The sequence below is a fragment of the Paenibacillus peoriae genome (assembly GCF_022531965.1).
In the GTDB taxonomy this organism is placed as follows: domain Bacteria; phylum Bacillota; class Bacilli; order Paenibacillales; family Paenibacillaceae; genus Paenibacillus; species Paenibacillus polymyxa_D.
On record NZ_CP092831.1, the window covers coordinates 5008368 to 5030767 of the forward strand.

Consider the following 22400-nt stretch of genomic DNA (forward strand, 5'->3'; position numbering starts at 1 on the left):
TTCCCGGAACGGCTCCATCGGACTCTTCCTCATTTTTCGTGTCTACGTTTTCTGGTAACTACCGGTTATAAAGTCATACCTTGGATTACTAAAAGACTCTGTCGCATTCGCGAGCAAGAAGCCGCCCGCCGTAAAGCGGATCTAGCCGTACAGCCGGGCGTAAAAACCTCCGAGCGCCAGCAGGTCCTGATGGCGGCCCCGCTCGACGACCGTCCCTTGGTTCATGACGGTAATCAAATCCGCATGTTCCACGGTGCTGAGTCGGTGGGCGATCAGAATGGTGGTGCGCCCCTTCATCAATACGTTCAAGGCCTGCTGTACCCAATGCTGGGATTCGTTATCCAGCGCGGAAGTCGCTTCGTCCAGCAGCAGAATCGGGGCGTTTTTGAGAATCGCCCGTGCGATCGCAATTCGCTGCCTTTGTCCGCCCGACAACGACGCTCCTCTCTCTCCCACCGGCGTTTTATACTGTTCAGGAAGTTCCTGAATGAAATGGTGAGCGTACGCCGCTTTGGCCGCTTCGATCACTTCTTCATCCGTTGCATCCGGGTTGCCGTAGCGGATGTTTTCCTCAATCGTGCCGGTAAACAAGAATGGCTCCTGCGGAACGTATGCAATCTGCCTGCGGATTTCTTCCAGCGTGTAATGGCCGAACGGTTTGCCTTGGAGCAGGATTTCTCCGCTGTCCACAGGATAAAAGCCGAGCAGCAGCTTGATCAGCGTACTTTTGCCGCTGCCGCTGGTCCCCACGATAGCGGCGACCTGGCCGGGAAACACCTGCATGGAGATGTCGACAAGCACCTTTTTATCCGCCTGATAGGAAAATTCCACATCGCGAAACTCCACCGCAGCCTCCGACACGAGCTCGCTGTGAGGAGATCCCAAACGCTCCGGTTCCTCTTCCTCTCTTAGTACCTCTTGAATCCGATGAGCGCCCGCGAGCGAATTTTGGGTCATCGACAGAACCATCCCCAAGTTCAACAAGGCATGCGTCAGATTCACTTGCAGAACCGCCAGGGCGGCGACGCTTCCCATTCCCATCAGTCCGTAGGCATAAAGAAGACTGCCGATGACGATGATGCCGCAGAACGTGACGTAGCTGATAAAATGATTCACCGCAGCCTGCATGCCATTCTTCTGCGCGGTTTGCCGAAGCGTCTGCGTCATTTGTTCGTTCAACGCCTCGTACTGGCCGTAAATCGTTCGGATGCGGAACAGCTTCACAATTTGAATGCCGCCCATAAAATCTTTGAATTTTTCGGTCATTTTACCGAGCGTTAGCAAGCCTTGTTCGGACAAGGCGCGAATATCCCGCGCAAATTTCAGGCTGACCACGGAGGACAGCAGCAGAATGACGAAGGATACGCCGGCAAACCGCCAATCGATCAACACCATGGAGACAATGGAGCCGATGCAAAAGACAACTTGAAGCAGCAAAACGAAGTAAACCTGCGAGAATGTAAACTCAACGGTCGTTACGTCGTTGTTCACCCGCGACAGCAAGTCCCCATGGTGCGTCTGCTCCAGGAATCTCGGCCGCACCCGGCACAGCTTGTCATAAAGACGTTCGCGGATATTCAGCACAGTCAGCTCGACACTGCGCTGGTTTAAGTAAATGAACCAGGGAGAAATCACATTTTCCAGGAACAAGACCGCGCCCAAAATAATAAAGGCTTCCACCATCAGGGACGTATCCCGGGACACGGCGAAATCAACCAAGTTATGTACGACCAAGCTGAAGGCGATCAGGAACAATGTCTGGGTGAGCGCCGTCACGGCCAGGCCAATGGCGTACTGGGTTTTGCGCTTGCGGTTCATAAACATCAGCAAGTAGCCGAGTTCTTTCACTTGCGAGAGCCATCCGCCCTTTTTCATGTGTACGCCACCTCCCTGCGTTCGGCAGACTCAGTAAATTCCTGATAGTACGACTGGGCGTACAGTCCCTTCATCTTCAACAATTGTTCATGAGTGCCCTTTTCAACAATACTCCCCTGTTCCATGACCCAAATTTCGTCGGCGTTTTGTACTGTAGAAAGCCGGTGGGCAATAACCATCGTCGTTCTCTGCTTCATCAATACGCCCAGCGCTTCCTGAACCGCGCTTTCCGACTCCGGATCAAGAGCCGACGTTGGCTCGTCCAGCAGCAGAACGGGAGCATCCTTCAGAAAAGCCCGGGCCATTGCAATGCGCTGGCGCTGCCCGCCGGACAAAAAGCCTCCGCGCTCTCCGACATACGTCTGGTAGCCGTCGGGCAGCTGCATAATGAAGGAATGCGCCTGAGCGGCTTTGGCGGCTTCGATAATCTCGTCCATCGACGCTACTTCCCGCCCGTAGCCGATATTTTCAGCGATCGTGCCGCTAAACAAATATGAATCCTGGGTTACCACGGAAAAATGCGACCGAAGCTGCTCCGGATCGGCGCCGTGGATCAGGCTGCCGAACACGCGGATCTCGCCCTGGTCCTCCGGAAGCGGATAAAAGCCGTATACAAGCTTAAACACCGTGCTCTTCCCTCCGCCGCTCGCTCCGACAAGCGCGATCGTCTTCCCTTCCGGCACAGAGAAGCTAACATTCCGCAGGATCGGGGATCTCTCCTCATACCCGAAGGTTACGTTCTGAAACTCGATGGGGGAGGCGCTCGCTTTCGGAAGCGAACGGCCATTTTCCGTTTCGGTCGGCTGCTCGACGATTTCGGAGACCCTTCTCAGGGCACCGGCCATTTCGAACGTCCGCGTGATGAGCTCGGGAATATGCTCCAGCGGCTCCAGACACAGATTCAGCAAGTACAGGAAGGCGATCAGCTCCCCCGCGCCTAGCTGCCCTTTGTAGATCAAATAGCTTCCGTAACTGACGGCGAAAATGATCGGGCTGATCATCAGCGTGGAAAGCAGCGGGTTGACCCAGGCTTCCCGCTTTTTCACGGCCAGCTTTTTTTGAGCCGTCAATTGCAGCAGCACTTGGTAGGAGCGAGATAACATGCCGGATAGCAGGTAGCTTTTTACAATAGGCATACCTCCAAGTGTATCCTGGAGGTTGACGTTCATTCGGCCCATGTTCGCCTGGGCTTCCTCCGTCAACCGCTCCAACTGCTTGCCGATCCATTGGGAAACCAGCAGCGCTACGGGAAATAACAGCAGGCTGTACAGCATCAGCTCCCATTGGAGGTAGATCAAATAAGTGAAACAGCCGATGAACAACAGCGGATGATAAAACCACTGGGCGAGGTCCCGAATCATAAACTGCTGGATGAGCTGCAGGTCGTTGTTGATCCGCGACAATACGTCGCCGGAGTGCTGCTTTTCCAAATAGGAGACCGGGAGTTTGCCGATATGACGCATGACATGGTTGCGGATATCCTGCACCGCAGAGGCGCTGCTTCGCTCCACGCCGAAGCTCATGAAAAACTTCGCCGGCACACCGATCAAGATGACCACAAAGACCGTGTACACGATTTGCAGAACGATTGGCCCCGCCCCCTTCTCGGCCTGGGTGGTCAGCTGCTCGATCAAACTTCCCGTCCATATCTCAATAACGGCGGCGGCAATCGCGGACAAGACACCGACGATCATCCAGCCTTTGTGACGGCTTACATAGGACATCAACCAGCGGAACGCTTTCCAGGCGGCGTAAGCGGTTTGACGCTTGGAAGGCGCCGCTGTGCCTTGTTCTAGAACAGACGGCTGGCGGTCAGCTTCCATGCAGTACCCCGGCCTCCGCTTCGATCTGCCGCTTGACTTGCTCTAAGATGTCCCGGATGACGACGGCCGTTTCTTCCACGCGCGCGAGTTCCAGCAATTCCTCGTGCGCACCCTCCAGCCGGTAATCGGCGTAAGCTTGCGTCGTTGCCCCCCGCCAGGAAGGCAATTGGTGCTCCAGGCGGAACGCTTCGCTGTCCTTCGCAATCAGTTCGTAAATCCGGGCCGGGATCGTGCCGGAATTAATAAGCTGCGCTTCGTACGCCAAGGTCGCTTTGACCTTCCGATGAACCCGCTCCCGCACGAGCGGGTTGCTCATTAATTCCTTCTCTTCTTCGTCGAAATCGGCAAGCATTTCTTCAAGCTCTTTCTCCGACGTTTCGGAAGACGTCAGCGTGTCCTTAATCCACGAGTCCACCATGAGCACGTCCGTTACGGAATAGCCTCTTTTCTCCATCGTTTTGGCTACCTCGAACGTCAGGTTGCCTCCAAAGCAGTAGCCGAGCAGCACGTAAGGTCCTTCCGGCTGGATGCGGACGATCTCGTCCACATAACGGTTCAGCATGGCCTCGTAATCGACGGCATCGTCGATAAAATCAATGCCGTAGAGCACGAACCCGCCGTCGAGCCTGCTTGCAAGCTCTCGATAACCGATGCCAAAGCCGCTGCCCGGAGGGAAGCAGAACACGTTCAGATCTCCTGCTTTATTCAACTTAATGAAGGAGTCTCCCCCTTTATCCAGGCCCTGATCCCCCTCTCCGAAAGCCATGGCCTCAACGGTTACATGATGGAATTGGCGGTTCAGCGGTATCTCAATGCCCGTTTCATCGTAAACGGCTTGAACGAGCCTCATCAGACTTAACGAATTGCCACCCAACTCAAAAAAGTTATCCTTTACGCCGACCTGCGGAACGCCAAGCGTATCCTGCCAGACGCGGGCGATCTTCATTTCGAGCAGCGTTCTCGGCGCGACATATTCCGTTCCTCCGTCCGCGGCTTCCTCCGGCGCGGGCAGCGCTTTGCGGTCGATTTTCCCGTTCGGGGTCAGCGGCATCCGCGAAAGCTGCACGAGGTACGAAGGAATCATATAACCCGGAAGCTGCTTGGCGAGCTCCTCTTTGAGTTCATTCGCCGCCAGCCTCGTTTCTGCGACGTAATAAGCGACAAGTTGCTTATGGCCGTTCGCGTCGTCGCAGTCGAGCACCTTGGCTTCTTGCACGGCGGCGATCTTCAGCAGCTGCGTCTCGATTTCGTCCAGCTCGATCCGGTACCCGCGGATTTTCACCTGGTGGTCGATCCGGCCCAGGTATTCGATGTTGCCGTCCGGCAGCCAAGCCGCCAAGTCACCCGAGCGGTACAGTTTCTCCCCCTCCGCAAACGGGGAATCGACGAACTTCTCCGCCGTCAGATCCGGACGGTTCAGGTATCCTCTCGCAAGGCCTTCCCCGGCCACGTACATTTCGCCCGCTACGCCAATCGGCACAGGGCGGCGGTTTTCATCCAGGACGTACACCTTCAGCGTCGGGATCGGCTTGCCGATATTACTCTTCGCCGCCTCCATTTCGACCCACGTGATTTCCTTATATGTCACGTGAACCGTCGTCTCGGTAATGCCGTACATATTGATCAGCTTCGTCTCCGGGTACTTCGTCTTGAAGCCCTTGAGCAGCAGCGGACTCAGCGCTTCGCCCCCAAAGATGACGTTGCGAATCCGCAGATCGTACGGATGGTCCGCCAAGACCTTACGCAGCAGCTGGTAGAAGTACGTTGGCGTCTGGTTCAAAATCGTGACCTGTTCGCGGCCCAGCAGCGCCAGGAAATCGGCCGGATTTTTCGCCGTCAGCGGCGGTACGATGACCAGCTTGCCTCCGTTCAGCAGCGCTCCGTACATTTCCCAGACAGAGAAATCGAAGCAGAACGAGTGGAACAGCGTCCACGTGTCGGACGGCCCAAAGTCGAACAGGTTCTTGTCGTTGAACAGGAGGCGCACGACGTTCTTATGCTCGATCAGCGTTCCTTTCGGTCTGCCGGTCGTTCCCGACGTGTAGATGACATATGCCAGGTTGCCCGGCCCGGAAATCGGCTCCAGGTTCGAAGCGTCCAGCGCATCGGCGGAGTCCGCCCCTCTGTCGCCCCAAACGAAATCGTCCAATTCGAGGCGCGTTCCTGCGAAGTCGGTCTTCTCATGCAGATGCTTCTGAATCAGCAATAACGGCGCGCCCGAATCCTCAATCATGAAGCGGATGCGCTCCTCCGGGTAGTCGGGATCGACAGGCACGTAGGCTCCGCCCGCTTTGAGAATCGCCAGAATGCCGACGACCATATCGAGCGAGCGTTCGGCCAGAATCGCTACCAGCTGATCCGCTTCTACTCCCGTCTTTCGCAGCTTCCGCGCAAGGCGGTTGGATCGCTCGTTCAGCTCGCGGTAGGTCAGCTGCCGCTCGTTCATGACGGCGGCCACGTTGTCCGGGTAAAGCTCCGCCTGTTCTTCGAACAAGCCGTAAATCGTTTTCCCCCGCTCGAACCCGGTTTCGGTGTCATTAAATCGCTTCAGCAGCGTCTCCCTCTCGTCTGGGGACAGCACATCGGCTTGTCCGAGCTCCAGATCCGGCTGAAATAAAAGCACGGACAGCAGCCGAACAAGATGGTCGGCCGCCTGGTCCACAAATGCCCGCTCGTACCGCTGCCCGTCAAAGCTTATTTCCAGCTCAATGGAGTGGTTTTGACGGTCGAAGCGAAAAACCGTATCGGCCGCCACCCGGTTACCCAGCGGTTCCGGATGAATCGGGGCGAAGGATGCGACGGTGTTGACGACCGGGAGGCCGTCCCCCGTATAGTCCAGATGGAGCGGCTCCACCATTTTCCGAAAAGGCAGGTGCTGATGCTCCAGCGCCTCGCCGATGGAAGCTTTGATGCCCCCGAGCAGCGTTTTCAGCGTAGTCTGGCGGCTTACGGACGTCTTGATCACCAAGATGTCATGCGGCGGCGGAGTCCCGTCGGGGTCTGCGCTATAAGAAGGCATGCCGACCAGCACTTGGTCCCGCCCGGTATATTTGAACAGCAGGCTTTTTACTCCTGCCAAAACAATCATGTACAAAGCCAAATCCGAACCGTTGGCGAGGCAAATGATTCTCTCCGAGAGTTCGCTCGGCAGAGTACGGTGAAGCAAACCCGGCTCGGCCGCAGCTTCCCCGTCGGCGTATAATTTGGAGGATTGACTGTAGGGAAGGAAGCTCAGGCTGTCATCGGCGTCAAACTTGCCGCTCCAGTACCGTTCTTCCTTTTCAAACAAAGATTTCATTTGTACCTCCCCTAAAAATGAAGTGACCGCATGCCCCGGCGCAGGTCCGAAAAAGCATGCTTTCGGCCTGCGCGTTTACGGGCTTGGACGTTGTTCGCCGTCTTCCTTGGGATGCGCGCCGCTTTCGCTTGACGGCGGAGGCGCGCTTGTAGGATTAGAACGCGAATTCGATCGTATCGACGGCACTCTTTGCGCCTGCCGCCGGTTTATGACATTCAATCCGGCTTAACTCGAGTTGTGGATTTTCCGCAATTTGAGACAGTACCCGCAGGTAATCCTCGGTCAAGGTGCGGATCATCGCTTCTTTGAACAGCTTGGTGGCGTAGAAGAAGCCCCCGCTCAGCGCCCCGTTGTTTTCATACATAAACAGCGTCAGATCGAACTTCGCTTCTTCCAAATGGTCAAGCTCGTAAGTCTTCAGGCTGACCCCTTCCAGCTCGGCGTCTCGTTCTTCGATATTTTGCAAGTCGAAAACGGCATCGAACAGCGGGAAGCGGCCCGGCTCCCGCTTCACATTCAAACGCTCCACCAGATCCTCGAATGGATAATCCTGGTTCTCGAAAGCACCCAAAGCCGTTTCCTTCACTTCTTCCAGGTAGGACAAGAACGTTTTGTCGCCCGACGGACGATTGCGGATCGCCAGCGTATTGACAAACATCCCGATGACCGGTTCCAAATCGGCGTTCGTTCTTCCCGCCACCGGGGTGCCCACGACCAAGTCCTCCTGCCCGCTGTACTTGGACAGCAGCACGGTATAAGCCGCAAGCAGCACCATGAACAGCGTGCTTTCACGCTCGGCCGCCAATTCGCGCAGCCGCGCAGAGAGAGAAGCTTCGACGTCGAACTCCAGATGCGCGCCTTCGTAGCTGCGAGCCGCAGACCGTTCGTAGTCCATCGGCAGGTCCGCCGTCGGCAACTCGCCTTCGAAGGTTTGCAGCCAGTACGCTTCCTGCCGCCCAATCCGCTCTCGGTGGGCCTTCGACTGCTGCCAAACGGCATAATCCTTGTATTGAATGCGCAGTGGCGGCAGTTCTTCCCCGGCGTAGAAACTCGAGAACTCATCGATCACAATCGCCATCGATACGCCGTCGGACACCATATGGTGCATGTCGAAAAGGAGAATATGCAGGTTCGGCTCCAGCTCGATGACCCCGGCGCGCAGCAGCGGCGGCTTGCCGAGATCAAACGGATGAACGAAGCTGCGGACGATCTGCTCGATTTGAGCCGCATCCTCTTTATCCGCTTGATGATGCTCGATAGCAAAATCGACCTGCGGGTAAATCCGCTGAACCGCTTCGGCCTTCACGATTTCAAAACCGGTGCGCAGCGATTCATGCCGTGTTATCAATTTCCGCAAGGCGGCTTCCAACCGGTCTAAGTCAAACTCGCCTTCCACCTGCACCAGCTCCGGCATGTTGTAAAGCTGATCCGCTCCATCCAGCGTGTGCTGAATGAACAGCCGTTTCTGCGCGGAGGACAGAGGGTAGTACTCTCTCTCCTCCGCTTGAGGAATGGCCTCATGCTCCCGCCGTTCCATCCGGGCGATCGCCTCGGCCATCGCCGCAATCGTCGAGTGACGGAATACGTCGCGCAGCGGCAGGTTGACGTTTAATTCCTTAAATACCTTGCCCGCCAGCGTCGTCGCCCGCAGGGAGTGGCCGCCGATGTCGAAGAAGTTGTCGTGAACGCCAATCTCCTTCGCAAGCCCCAGCACCTCCTGCCAAATCGCCGCCAGCTTCGTTTCCAGCTCATTGCGCGGTGCGATGTACTCCGTTCCGCTTCCCGCTTCCCCTTCCGGCGCCGGTAGCGCCTTCCGGTCAATCTTTCCGTTCGGCGTCAGAGGCAGGCGCTCCATCTCCACGAAGTACGACGGGATCATGTACCCCGGCAGCTCCTGCGCCAGCGCGCCGCGCAGATCGTTCACTGCCAGCTCCGCTCCGGTATCCGGTGTGTAATACGCGCATAGCGCCTTCTGCCCGTTCGCGTCACTTCGAACCAGCACCACCGCTTCGCGCACGCCTTCCACCCGCAGCAGCTGCGACTCGATCTCGCCCGTCTCGATCCGGTACCCCCGAATTTTCGCCTGGTTGTCGATCCGGCCGATGAAGTCCACGTTGCCGTCTTCCATCCACCGCGCCAAGTCTCCCGTGCGGTACAACCGCTCGCCCGCGGCGAACGGGCTGTCTACGAACTTCTCTTCTGTCAGCCCCGGACGGTTCAAGTACCCGCGAGCTACCCCGACTCCGCCGATAACCAGCTCGCCCAGCACCCCGACCGGCACCGGATTCAGGTGCGCATCCACGATGTAGAATTTCGCATTCAGCCACGCTCTGCCGATCGGCACATGGCCTGTCTGCGGCAGCTTCGTCAGCGGCTCGTCGTAGAAACTTGAGTCGATCGCCGCTTCCGTCACGCCGTATGCGTTGATGATCCGGAACAACGAGCCGAAGCGTTCCTGCAAGGTCCGGTAATCCGCCACGCTGCAGCTGTCCGAGCTCGTGATCAACAGCTCCATCCAGCTCATATCCAGCCGCTGCTCGTGCACGTACTCCAGGAACGGCACGATCAGCGCCGGCGTCGATTCGAAGATCGTCACTTGCTGCTGGCTGATCCAGTAGTGCAGACGAGACGGATCGATCCGGTCGTCCTTCGGCACAATCACCATCGTGCCTCCGTTGTACAGCGCCCGCGCGATATCTCCCACGAACACGTCGAACGAGAAGCTTGCGAGCTGCAGCAGCCGCACCGGGAACTGATCCAACCGGTATTCCCGCCGGTAGCCCGCCGCCGTGTTCACCAGGCTGCGGTGCTCGATCATCACGCCCTTCGGCTTGCCCGTCGTTCCCGACGTATAGATCACGTACGCCAGATCCTCCGGACGGGCTTCATGGAAGCTGTCGGTGCCAACATTCTGATGGCTCTCATCGCCGTCGTCCACAGTATCCGTCAGCTTGCCGGAGACTATGCCCGAGCCAATCGGCGCATTCGCCCGCTCCTCGCTGTACGACGCTTCGTCGTCCAGGTACAGCACCGCCGCCAGCGCCAGCTCCTCTTCGTCAAGCCAGGCTTCAGCACGCTCTCGCAGCGCCGTTTGCGTCAGCAGCACCTTCGCTCCGCTGTCTTCGAGCATGAACCGCACGCGCTCCGCCGGATAATCCGGGTCGAGCGGCACATACGCCCCGCCCGCTTTCCAGACGGCCAGCACGGCCACCAGCAAGTCCACCGAACGCTCGGCGAGAATGCCGACGATCGTCTCCCGGCCGATGCCGCTTGCGCGCAGCGTAGCCGCCAAGCGGTTCGCCCGCTCGTTCAGCTCCGCATACGTCAGCCGGTCGTTCTCGTACACGACGGCCGCCTCTTCCGGCGTGCGCTCCGCCTGTTCCTCAAACAGCCGGTGGAACGCGGCCGCAGGAGCCGCTTCCGGCTGCGCCGGGTTGAACGCGCCGATAATTTGTTCTTTTTCCTCTGCCGTCAGCAAGTCCAGCTCGGCAATCTTCGCATCTGGACGGCTTACGATCGTTTCGAGCAGCTGCTCGTAATGTTTCGCCAGCCGTTCGATCGTCTCCCTTTTGTAGAGAGCCGTCGCATATTCGAAGCTGTAATCCAAGCCGCCGTTCTCCTCGCCCACATCCAAGCTGATATCAAACTTCGCGGTATCTAATACGCTCGGATAAGGAATCAGGCGAAGCCCTTCCAGCTCAAATTCCTCGTTTTCCGTATTCTGCATCGTAAACAGCGTGTCGAAGAGCGGATTGCGGCTTAAATCACGGGTGACTTGCACCTTGTCCACCAATTCTTCGAACGGATAGTTTTGATGCTCGAAGGCATGGAGGGTCGTTTCTTTGACTTCGTTCAGGTATGACAGGAATGTCTTTTCCGAAGCCGGATAACTGCGGATAGCCAGCGTGTTTAAGAAAATCCCGATCAACGGCTGCACATCTCCATGATTCCTTCCGGCAATCGGCGTACCGACGATCACGTCTTCCTGACCTGAATATTTATGCAGAAGGACGTTATACGCCGCAAGCAGCACCATAAACAGCGTCGTGCCCGTTTCCGAGGCCAGCTGCTTCAGGCCGTCGGTTTTCGAAGCGTCGAAGGAAAACTCCAGCGTTTGGCCTTCGTAGCTCTGCACGGCCGGACGCGGATAGTCGGCCGGCATTTCCAGCACCGGCAGCTCGCCTTGGAACATGTCCAGCCAGTACGCCTCCTGACGCTGAAGCCGTTCTTTCTGCTCCTGCGAATGCTGCCAAACGGTGTAGTCTTTGTACTGAATGCGCAGAGGCTCCAATTGCTCGCCGCCGTACAAGCGGACGAATTCTTCAACAAAGATTTCCATCGAGACGCCATCGGAAATAATATGATGCATGTCGTACATTAGAATATGACGTTCCGGAGCCAGCTCGACAAGGCCTACCCTCAGCAGCGGAGGCTTCGCCAAGTCAAACGGACGGACGAAACGGCGAACCATCTCTTCGGCCTCTTGCTCATCCACTCGATAGAACTCCACGGCAAAATTCACGTCCTGGTAAATCCGCTGCGATGCTTCGCCATCCACCATTTCGAACCCGGTGCGCAGCGTTTCATGCCGCGCCACGAGCTTACGGAACGCTTCTTCGAACCTTGCCCGGTCCAAAGCCCCCTCCAGCAGCATCGCTTCCGGCATGTTGTAGCTAAGCTCCGCGCCTTCCAGTTGATTCAGGATAAAGAGACGTTTTTGAGCAAAAGATTGCGGGTACACCTCTCGGTCATCCGCCACCGGAATGGCAACGAATGTCTGCTCATCCAGCCGGGAAATGGCGGCGGCCATGCTCTCAATGGTGGAATGGCGGAACACGTCGCGCAGCGGCAGATCCACGCTCAATTCTTTATGAATCTTGCTGACCAGCGTCGTCGCCCGCAGGGAGTGACCACCGATGTCGAAGAAGTTGTCGTGAACGCCAATCTCCTTCGCAAGCCCCAGCACCTCCTGCCAAATCGCCGCCAGCTTTGTTTCCAGCTCATTGCGCGGTGCGACGTACTCCGTTCCGCTTCCCGCTTCCCCTTCCGGCGCCGGCAGCGCCTTCCGGTCAATTTTTCCGTTCGGCGTCAGAGGCAGGCGCTCCATCTCCACGAAGTACGACGGGATCATGTAGCCCGGCAGCTCCTGCGCCAGCGCGCCGCGCAGATCGTTCACTGCCAGCTCCGCTCCGGTATCCGGTGTGTAATACGCGCATAGCGCCTTCTGCCCGTTCGCGTCACTTCGAACCAGCACCACCGCTTCGCGCACGCCTTCCACCCGCAGCAGCTGCGACTCGATCTCGCCCGTCTCGATCCGGTACCCCCGAATTTTCGCCTGGTTGTCGATCCGGCCGATGAAGTCCACGTTGCCGTCCTCCATCCACCGCGCCAAGTCTCCCGTGCGGTACAACCGCTCGCCCGCGGCGAACGGGCTGTCTACGAACTTCTCTTCTGTCAGCCCCGGACGGTTCAAGTACCCGCGCGCCACTCCGACTCCGCCGATAACCAGCTCGCCCAGCACCCCGACCGGCACCGGATTCAGGTGCGCATCCACGATGTAGAATTTCGCATTCAGCCACGCTCTGCCGATCGGCACATGGCCTGTCTGCGGCAGCTTCGTCAGCGGCTCGTCGTAGAAACTTGAGTCGATCGCCGCTTCCGTCACGCCGTATGCGTTGATGATCCGGAACAACGAGCCGAAGCGTTCCTGCAAGGTCCGGTAATCCGCCACGCTGCAGCTGTCCGAGCTCGTGATCAACAGCTCCATCCAGCTCATATCCAGCCGCTGCTCGTGCACGTACTCCAGGAACGGCACGATCAGCGCCGGCGTCGATTCGAAGATGGTGACCCGTTCCCGCTCCATCCAGTGGTGCAGACGAGACGGATCGATCCGGTCGTTCTTCGGCACAATCACCATCGTGCCTCCGTTGTACAGCGTCCGCGCGATATCTCCCACGAACACGTCGAACGAGAAGCTTGCGAACTGCAGCAGCCGCACCGGGAACTGATCCAACCGGTATTCCCGCTGGTAGCCCGCCGCCGTGTTCACCAGGCTGCGGTGCTCGATCATCACGCCCTTCGGCTTGCCCGTCGTTCCCGACGTATAGATCACGTACGCCAGATCCTCCGGACGGGCTTCATGGAAGCTGTCGGCATTCGTCCGCTCCTCGCTGTACGACGCTTCGTCGTCCAGGTACAGCACCGCCGCCAGCGCCAGCTCCTCTTCGCCGAGCCAAGCTTCAGCACGCTCTCGCAGCGGCGTTTGCGTCAGCAGCACCTTCGCTCCGCTGTCTTCAAGCATGAACCGCACGCGCTCCGCCGGATAATCCGGGTCGAGTGGCACATACGCCCCGCCCGCTTTCCAGACGGCCAGCACGGCCACCAGCAAGTCCACCGAACGCTCGGCCAGAATGCCGACGATCGTCTCCCGGCCGATGCCGTTTGCGCGCAGCGTAGCCGCCAAGCGATTCGCCCGCTCGTTCAGCTCCGCATACGTCAGCCGGTCGTTCTCGTACACGACGGCCGCCGCTTCCGGTGTGCGCTCCGCCTGTTCCTCGAACAGCCGATGGAACGCCGCCACAGGAGCCGCTTCCGGCTGCGCCGGGTTGAACGCGCCGAGAATTTGCTCTTTTTCCTCTGCCGTCAACAAGTTCAGCTCGGCAATCTTCGCATCCGGACGGCTTACGATCGCCGCAAGCAAATGTCCGAAATGAGTCGACAGCCGCCGGATCGTGCTTTCTTTATAAAGAGCCGTTGCGAATTCAAAGCTGCACTCCAGGCCGCCGTTTTCTTCCGTAACATCCACACTCAGGTCGAACTTGGCCGTGCCGTATTCGCTAGGGTACGGGGACAATTTCAGCCCTTCCAGCCCAAACTCTTTGTCCTCCAAGTTTTGCAGGGAGAACATCGTGTCAAACAGCGGGTTGCGGCTCAAATCCCGGCTGACCTGCACTTTATCGACGAGCTCTTCGAACGGATAATTCTGATGCTCGTAAGCGCCTAAGGTCGTTTCTTTCACTTCTTCCAGATACGACAGGAAGGTCTTCTCCGAAGCCGGATAATTGCGGAGCGCCAGCGTATTAACGAACATTCCGATCAAAGGTTGCGTGTCTCCGTGCGTTCTGCCCGCAATCGACGTTCCGACGATCAAATCGTCCTGACCTGTGTATTTATGCAAAAGCACGGTATATGCCGCAAGCAGCACCATATACAGCGTCGTTCCTCTTTGAGCCGCCAGTTGCTTTAAGCCTTCGTTCGTTGCCTCGTCCACGAAGGACGTCAGCGTTTGTCCCTCAAAGCTCTGCACGGCAGGACGCGGATAGTCCGTCGGCATTTCCAGAACCGGCAGCTCGCCCCGGTAACGGTCCAGCCAGTAAGCTTCCTCGCGTTTCAACTGCACTTTTTGCTCGTCCGACTGCTGCCATACCGCATAGTCCTTGTATTGAATGCGCAAAGGCTCTAATGACTCGCCACCGTACAGACGAACGAGTTCCTCGACTAACACGTCCATCGAAACCCCGTCGGAGACGATATGGTGCATGTCGAACATCAGCAAATAACGTTCGGCTGCCAGCTCTACAAGCTCCGCCCGCAGCAACGGAGGCTTCGCCAAGTCGAAAGGCCGGATGAAGGCCTGCACGACTTCAGGCGCTTCTTCCTCGCTCGCATGACGGTACTCGACAGCAAAGTCGACGCTCTCGTAAATGCGCTGTATTGCTTCGCCTTGTACGATCTCAAAGCCGGTTCGCAGCGTTTCGTGCCGTGCGATCAGTCCCCGGAAAGCCTTCTCCAGCAGGCTCCGGTCAATCGATCCTTCCAGCAGCAGCACGCCCGGCATGTTGTAGCTCTGATCGGCCCCTTCCAGCTGATTCAGGATAAACAGCCGCTTCTGAGCCGAGGAAAGCGGATAATATGCTCTTGCGCCTGCCCGCGGAATCGACGAGAACAATTGCTTTCCGATCCGGGAGATGGCAAGAGTCATCTCTTCGATTGTCGAGTAGCGGAATACGTCGCGCAACGGAAGTTCGACGTTCATTTCCTTCTGAATCTTGCTGACAAGGTTCGTCGCCCGCAAGGAGTGGCCTCCAAGCTCGAAGAAATTGTCCAGGACTCCAATGCCGGAGTAGCCCAGTACTTCCTCCCAGATCTTCACAAGCTGGGACTCCGTCCGGTTACGCGGCGCTACGTATTCGACGCCCGTTTGTATGCCGCCTTGCGGCTCCGGTAGCGCTTTGCGGTCCACTTTGCCGTTGGTCGTCAGCGGCATGCGCTCCAGCTGCACGAAGTACGACGGGATCATGTACCCCGGCATTCCCTGGGCCAGCGAGGTTCTCATTTCGCTGACCGTCAGCGTTCGGTCCGCCACAAAGTAGGCGACAAGCGCCTTCTCGCCCTCGCCGTCCTGACGGGCGAGCACCACCGCTTCTTCCACGCCCTCGACGTTCAGCAGCTGCGTCTCGATTTCGTCCAGCTCGATCCGGTACCCGCGGATCTTCACCTGATGATCGATCCGGCCCAGGTATTCGATGTTGCCGTCCGGTAGCCAAGCCGCCAAGTCACCCGAGCGGTACAGTTTCTCCCCCTCCGCAAACGGGGAATCGACGAACTTCTCCGCCGTCAGATCCGGACGGTTCAGGTATCCTCTCGCAAGGCCTTCCCCGGCCACGTACATTTCGCCCGCTACGCCGATCGGCACAGGGCGGCGGTTTTCATCCAGGACGTACACCTTCAGCGTCGGGATCGGCTTGCCGATATTACTCTTCGCCGCCTCCATTTCGACCCACGTTATTTCCTTATATGTCACGTGAACCGTCGTCTCGGTAATGCCGTACATATTGATCAGCTTCGTCTCCGGGTACTTCGTCTTGAAGCCCTTGAGCTGCAGCGGACTCAGCGCTTCGCCCCCAAAGATGACGTTGCGAATCCGCAGATCGTACGGATGGTCCGCCAAGACCTCACGCAGTAGCTGGTAGAAGTACGTTGGCGTCTGGTTCAAAATCGTGACCTGTTCGCGGCCCAGCAGCGCCAGGAAATCGGCTGGACTTTTCGCCGTCAGCGGCGGTACGATGACCAGCTTGCCTCCGTACAGCAGCGCTCCGTACATTTCCCAGACGGAGAAATCGAAGCAGAACGAGTGGAACAGCGTCCACGTGTCAGACGGCCCGAAGTCGAACAGGTTCTTGTCGTTGAACAGGAGGCGCACGACGTTCTTATGCTCGATCAGCGTTCCTTTCGGTCTGCCGGTCGTTCCTGACGTGTAGATGACATATGCCAGGTTGCCCGGCCCGGAAATTGGCTCCAGGTTCGAAGCGTCCAACGCACCTTCGGAGTCCGCCCCTCTGTCGCCCCAAACGAAATCGTCCAATTCGAGGCGCGTTCCTGCGAAGTCGGTCTTCTCGTGCAGATGCTTTTGAATCAGCAATAACGGCGCGCCCGAATCCTCGATCATGAAGCGGATGCGCTCCTCCGGGTAGTCCGGATCGACAGGCACGTAGGCTCCGCCCGCTTTGAGAATCGCCAGAATGCCGACGACCATATCGAGCGAGCGTTCGGCCAGAATCGCTACCAGTTGGTCCGCTTCTACTCCCGTCTCCCGCAGCTTCCGCGCAAGGCGGTTGGATCGCTCGTTCAGCTCGCGGTAAGCCAGCTGTCGCTCGTTCATGACGGCGGCCACGTTGTCCGGGTAAAGCTCCGCCTGTTCTTCGAACAATTGAACGAGCGTCTTCTCGCGCGGAAATTCCGTGGTGGTGTCGTTAAAACGTCCGAGAAGGTCGGCCTTTTCCGCCTCCGTCACAAGTTCCAGCTCGCCCACTGTAATTTCCGGGTTATCCGTCACCTGCTCCAGCAGATGGACGAGATGCCCCTTGAGCCGCTCGATGCTGTCTTTATCGAACACTTCGGCGTTAAAGTCAAACCGGATTTCGATTTCGACTCCCGGCACCACGGTCACGTTGAAGTTATAGTTCGTCTGCTCCTCCATCTGAACGTCAGCGATCGTCAGGTCGCCGTGCTGCTGGTCGCCCGCCTGCTCCATCTGCTCGTCCACCGGATAGTTCTCGAAAGCGATGATATGGTTGATCAGGTTCTGCTTTTGCACGCTGCGGGCTTGAATTTCATACAACGGATAGTAATCATAACGCCCGGACTCCAGCGCCCACTCTTGGAGCTTCGCCATCAGGTCGGCGAACACGGTGTCCGCTTCGCTCGTGACGCGGACCGGCACCGTATTGATGAATAGCCCGATCATGGACTCGATACCCGGGATTTCCGCCGGTCTTCCGGCCACGACGCTGCCGAATACGGCATCGTTTGTTCCGTTATATTTTTGCAGCATAACGCCCCAAGCGGCTTGCAGCAGCGTATTGACCGTAACCAGGCGCTGTTTCGCCACCCGGTCCATCCGCTCGCTCAAGTCCTTGCCCAGCTCGGCGGTGACGTGATCAGCCGTAAATCTGCCGTTCGGCGCCGGTTCCTTTTGTCCCGGGAGTACGGTTTGCCCTTCATAACCTGCCAGGAATGCCGTCCAATAGCCGGATGCCGCCTGATCGTCCTGTTTCTCCAACCATTCGATGTAAGCGCCATAATCCGATCCCTTATCTCCCGCTGGCTGCTTGCCGGATGCCAAGGCCGAGTACGTCTCAAACAGCTCCTGCGTCAGCTGCGGCAGGCACCAGCCGTCCATCAAAATATGCTGGAAACTCCACAGCACATGATAGCTTTGCTCTTCGGTGCGCAGGATCGTAACCCGAACGAGCGCGTCATGTTCCATGTCGAAGCCGCGAAGTTTGTCATCCTCGGCCTTTTTATCCAAATACGCTTGTTTCTCGTCCGCCTGCAAATGAAGCAGCTCTTCATATTCAAAGCCGACCGGCTTGTCGCGGTATATGATTTGCAGCGGCTCGCCCGCCGGTCCTTGCACAAAATTCGCCCGCAGCACCAAATGGCGTTTCGCAAGTTCCGTCCAGCTCCTCTCGAAAAGCTGGACGTCGAGTACTCCCCTCATCGTAAATCGCGTCTGCTCGAAGTAAGCGGCCGTTTGCCGGTCAAGCGCGCTGTGGAACCACATGCCCTTCTGCATCGGCGTAAGCGAGTAAATATTTTCGATTTCCCCGAGATGGCCCGAGCGCTGGGCGATTTGCTCTAGTTCGGCGATGGTCAAGCCTTTAAATTGCACGTCGCTAGGCGTCAATTCGGTATTTTCTTTGCCTGCGCAGTGGATAATGAGCTCTCGTAGACTTTGCTCAAGCCGCTGAGCGAAGGCTTCCATCGTTACCTTGTGATACTGCTTCCGGCTGTAGCTAAGATCAAGCGATAAAGCGCCGTCCAGCACCATGCCGTTGATATCCAGCACAAAGCTGCGGGCCTGCCGGTCGCTGGCCGGGCTGCCGCCGGAATAAGAAGATATACCGATCTCGTCCTGGTTGACATCATCGTCGAACTGGCCGAGGTAATTAAAATTAATTTCCGGCTCTGCGCCCCAAACAAAGCCATCCTCCGATTTGGAGAGATAGCGGCATATGCCGTACCCAAGCCCTTTGTTCGGAATGCGGCGCAAACTTTCCTTGACCTGTTTAATCTGATAGGCCAAATCCCGGTCAGTTTCCGGCTCTAGGACGACCGGAAACTTGGTCGTAAACCATCCGACTGTGCGCGTGATGTCGATATCCGTTCCGATCGGTTCGCGTCCGTGTCCTTCGAGATTGATCCGCACCCGTTCGTGTCCCGTCCACTTGCGAACGGCTATGCCGAGCGCCGTTACCAAAATATCGTTCATTTCGGTGTTGTAGGCCCGGTGAACCCGCTTCAGCAGCAGCTCCGTTTCTTCGGGAGTCAAACGCACGAACAGCGATTCGCTGTCCTGCTGCGTCGTAACGTCCGCCTCCAGATCCTTCGGCACGGCCGGAACCGCAATTTGTTCCACGGCCTGCCAATAGGCCCGTTCCTTCGCCATCTCCGGGCTTTGCGCGTAAGCGGCCAGCTGCTCGGACCAAGTGCGGTACGCATCCGTTTTGGCCGGGAAACGAATTTCCTCGCTTTTGCCGGCCTGCTCGTAACCCAGAGCGAAATCCTCCATCAAAATGCGCCAAGACACGCCGTCCACCACGGCATGATGAACCGCGAGCAGCAAATGATCGCCGTCCGCGCACCGGAACAGTCCCGCCTTCACGAGGGGCCCGTTCTCCAGATCGATGCCCGCTTGAATGTCCGTTGCCTTCGCTTCCACAGCCTGCGCGGTATTCTCCGCATCCTTGAAGTCGAACACGTCCAGCGTGAACAGCCCGCCTTCCTGAATCGCGCGGGTCCGCGCGCTAAACCCTTGTTCCGTCTTGCAGAACACCATCCGCAAGGCGTCATGATGCTCGGCCAGCTTTTGCAGCACCTGACGCACCGTCTCTTCGTCGAAGCGTTCCTTCCGGTACAGCATCACCGACTGGTTGAAATGATGCGGGTCCGCAAAGGAGCTCCCGAAAAACCAATGCTGAATCGGTGTCAGCTCCGTTTCACCCGTTATTTCACCTTGATCGATGGTACGTCCGATCGGTTTCACATGCAGGCTGAGCTGTGAGATAGTCGGATATTTGAACAAATCCCGGATTTCCAGCTTGTACCCGGCTTGATGAAGCCGCGAAGATACTTGAATGGACTTGATCGAGTCTCCGCCCAGCTCGAAGAAATGATCCGTTACCCCAACGCGATCGGCGTTCAATACCGCCTGCCACACATCGGCAAGCGTCCGCTCCGCTTCATTGCGGGGAGCTACGTACGCGCCGCCGGTCAGTGCGTTTCCTTCCGGGGCGGGCAAAGCCTTGCGGTCGATTTTGTCGTTCGGCGTGAGCGGCATCCGCGGAAGCTGAACAAAATGCGCCGGAATCATGTAATTCGGCAATTTTTGCGCCAGCTCGCTTCTCAGCTCGCCGAGCGTAAGCGGGCGGCCCGCGACCAGGTAAGCGCACAGTTCTTGCCCGCTTTTGCCTTCCCGTGCGATTACGATCGTCTCCTGCACGGAGTCGATCTTCAGAAGCTGCTCTTCAATCTCGCCGATCTCGATCCGGAATCCACGGATTTTCACCTGATGGTCAATCCGGCCCAAGTACTCAATATTTCCGTCCGGCAGCCAGCGGGCCAAGTCGCCCGTCCGGTACAGTCTCTCTCCGGGCTCAAACGGGTGTTCGATGAATTTCTCCGCCGTCAGATCCGGCCGGTTCCAATATCCCCGGGCGAGGCCGACGCCCGCGATGCATAATTCTCCCTCCACTCCGATAGGCGCTAGCTGATTCTGTGCGCCCAGTATATACAAGCGATGGTTCCAGATCGGACGTCCGATCGGTATCGCTCTGCGTTCGGTGTCATACGTAGACGCCGCCCACACGGATGTGGCGATCGAGGCTTCCGTCGGACCGTACGCGTTATAGTACTGTACCTTGTCTTTCCACTGCTGCACGAATTCTGCTGAAACGGCGGAGCCCGCCGTGATGAGCCTGCTCAGACTCGGCAGGCGGTCTGAATTCAAATAAGCCGCATAAGTTGGCGGCAAAGTGGCGATCGTAATTGCATGCTCGTTCATGAAACGTTCGAACAGCTGATCATCCAAAACCGTCTCGGTTGACGGTATATATAAGGTCGCCCCGAAATACAGGGCGTTGAACATCTCCCAGCACGACGCATCGAACGATAGGCTGGCGAATTGCAGCACTCGATCCTGTTCGGTCGTGTGAAGCGTATGGGCAAACGTCAGTTTCAAGCTGACCAGCCCGCGATGCTCCAGCATGACCCCTTTGGGTTTGCCCGTCGTACCTGATGTATAGATGACATAAGCCAGATCGTTCGGACCGCTGGCCGGCTCCAGGTTCGAGCCATCGTCGCTGTAGGCCTGCTCGTCATCCAGCGCCACCACGGTCCCTTCGAACGGCACCTGCAGCAGCAGCTCCCTTTGAGTCAGCAGCAACTGCGCGTTCGAGTTCTCCAGAATGTAGCGGATGCGTTCTTCCGGGTATTCCGGGTCGATCGGCACGTAGGCACCGCCAGCTTTCAGAACCGCCAGAATGCCAACGACCGTCTCCAGCGATCTCCTGGCCATCAAGCCTACCAGCTGATTGGGCAGCACCCCGACCGATCGCAGCGTCCGCGCCAGCCGGTTCGCCCGTTCATTCAGCTCCGCGTACGAAAGCCGCCGCCCCTCAAAGACAACCGCCGTCGCTTCGGGCACCCGCTTCGCCTGCTCCTCCACGAGCTGATGAATCGTCCGATCACGGGGATAGTCCTTCTCGGTATCGTTAAAGCTTTGCAGCAATTGAAATTTCTCGTCCTCCGACAGCATGTCCGCCCGCACGATGTCCAGCTCCAACTCGTGAAGCCCCACGGCCAGCAGGCGATTCAGATGGCCGACGACCCGAGTCATGAACTCGGAGTCATATAAGTGCTCGTTATATGACAGCGCTAGCTGTATCGTCCCGCCGGTTAAGCTGAATTCAAAGGAACAATCCGTGACCACGTTTTGCCCGATTTCGTCCAGATGCAGCTCCTTAAGAGATACTAGCGTATGGATGACGGGTATCCCGTCTGCATATTGCAGGTCCAGCTTCTCCGCCATTTTCAAGAACGGAATATGTTGGTGCTGAATCGCTTCAGGCAAGGAAGTCCTCAGCTCGCTCAGAAGCGTTTTAAAAGTCGCACCCACCGAAAGCGAGTTTTTCAAAATGACCGTATGATTAACGGATCGGCGCGTCTCCGTCGGTTTCCGTACAACCGGCATGCCGACCAGAATGTCAGAAGCGCCTGTATATTTATGCAAGAGCGACTGAACACCGGCGAGCAAAATCATAAAAGTGGCCAGCGGAGCGCCCTTGCTCATTTGAAGGACGCGCTGCGCCACTTCCTCCGAAAGCGAACCGCCGACGGTTGTCATAATGGGCGCCAGGGAGCTTGGAGCCTTGCTGTAAGGCAGACGCGTCAAGGTATAATCGTCGCTACCGAATTTTTCGTTCCAAAACAACGTTTCTTTTTCAAAAGCCATCTGGATCGTTCCCCTTTCTTCATCGGCAAAAGCAATCCGGCGGAGCATATGCCGCAGCAACGCTCCAGCCTCGCTCCCCGCCTTTTCAAACATGTGACAACAATGTCAATGGCTCTCGCCAAGTCACCGCTTCGCTTGCCCGGTTGATCGCATGCGGCAATCCTCTGCCTAGCAGCTGTCCCGCTCGGCTCCCATGCGTGAAAGACAACAAAGAGCATCGTTCTATGCAAGAGATGCGGCTGCTTCCGGCTCCTCTGCTTCAATATGCTTGCTGCGGACGAGCCGCCCGAAGACGGGCTTTGGTTTAACATTGGGTTCGGAATTGGATTTGGGGGTGGACAAGGGATGTTCCTCCCATCGATGTAAGACTTGCTGTAGGGTTCCGGCCGGC

General features: G+C 57.5%; 4 protein-coding genes. All 4 read right to left on the bottom strand.

What is annotated here, in order from left to right; translation table 11 throughout:
* Nucleotides 1-141: 141 nt before the first annotated feature.
* A complete protein-coding gene (locus MLD56_RS22185) occupies nucleotides 142-1875 on the bottom strand; it encodes an ABC transporter ATP-binding protein (RefSeq protein WP_029517531.1) in 1734 nt (577 codons plus the stop codon).
* Nucleotides 1872-3698 (bottom strand): ABC transporter ATP-binding protein, encoded by a 1827-nt coding sequence (locus MLD56_RS22190; protein ID WP_029517530.1) that lies wholly within the window; start codon nucleotides 3696-3698, stop codon nucleotides 1872-1874. Before MLD56_RS22190 ends, MLD56_RS22185 begins: the two co-directional genes overlap by 4 nt.
* On the bottom strand, nucleotides 3688-6996 hold the full coding sequence (locus MLD56_RS22195) for a non-ribosomal peptide synthetase (protein ID WP_241113428.1): 3309 nt from the start codon (nucleotides 6994-6996) through the stop codon (nucleotides 3688-3690). Before MLD56_RS22195 ends, MLD56_RS22190 begins: the two co-directional genes overlap by 11 nt.
* A gap of 154 nt (nucleotides 6997-7150) precedes the next feature.
* Nucleotides 7151-22102, bottom strand: a complete 14952-nt coding sequence (locus MLD56_RS22200; RefSeq protein WP_241113429.1) for a non-ribosomal peptide synthetase — start codon at nucleotides 22100-22102, stop codon at nucleotides 7151-7153.
* Between the last annotated feature and the right edge of the window lie 298 nt (nucleotides 22103-22400).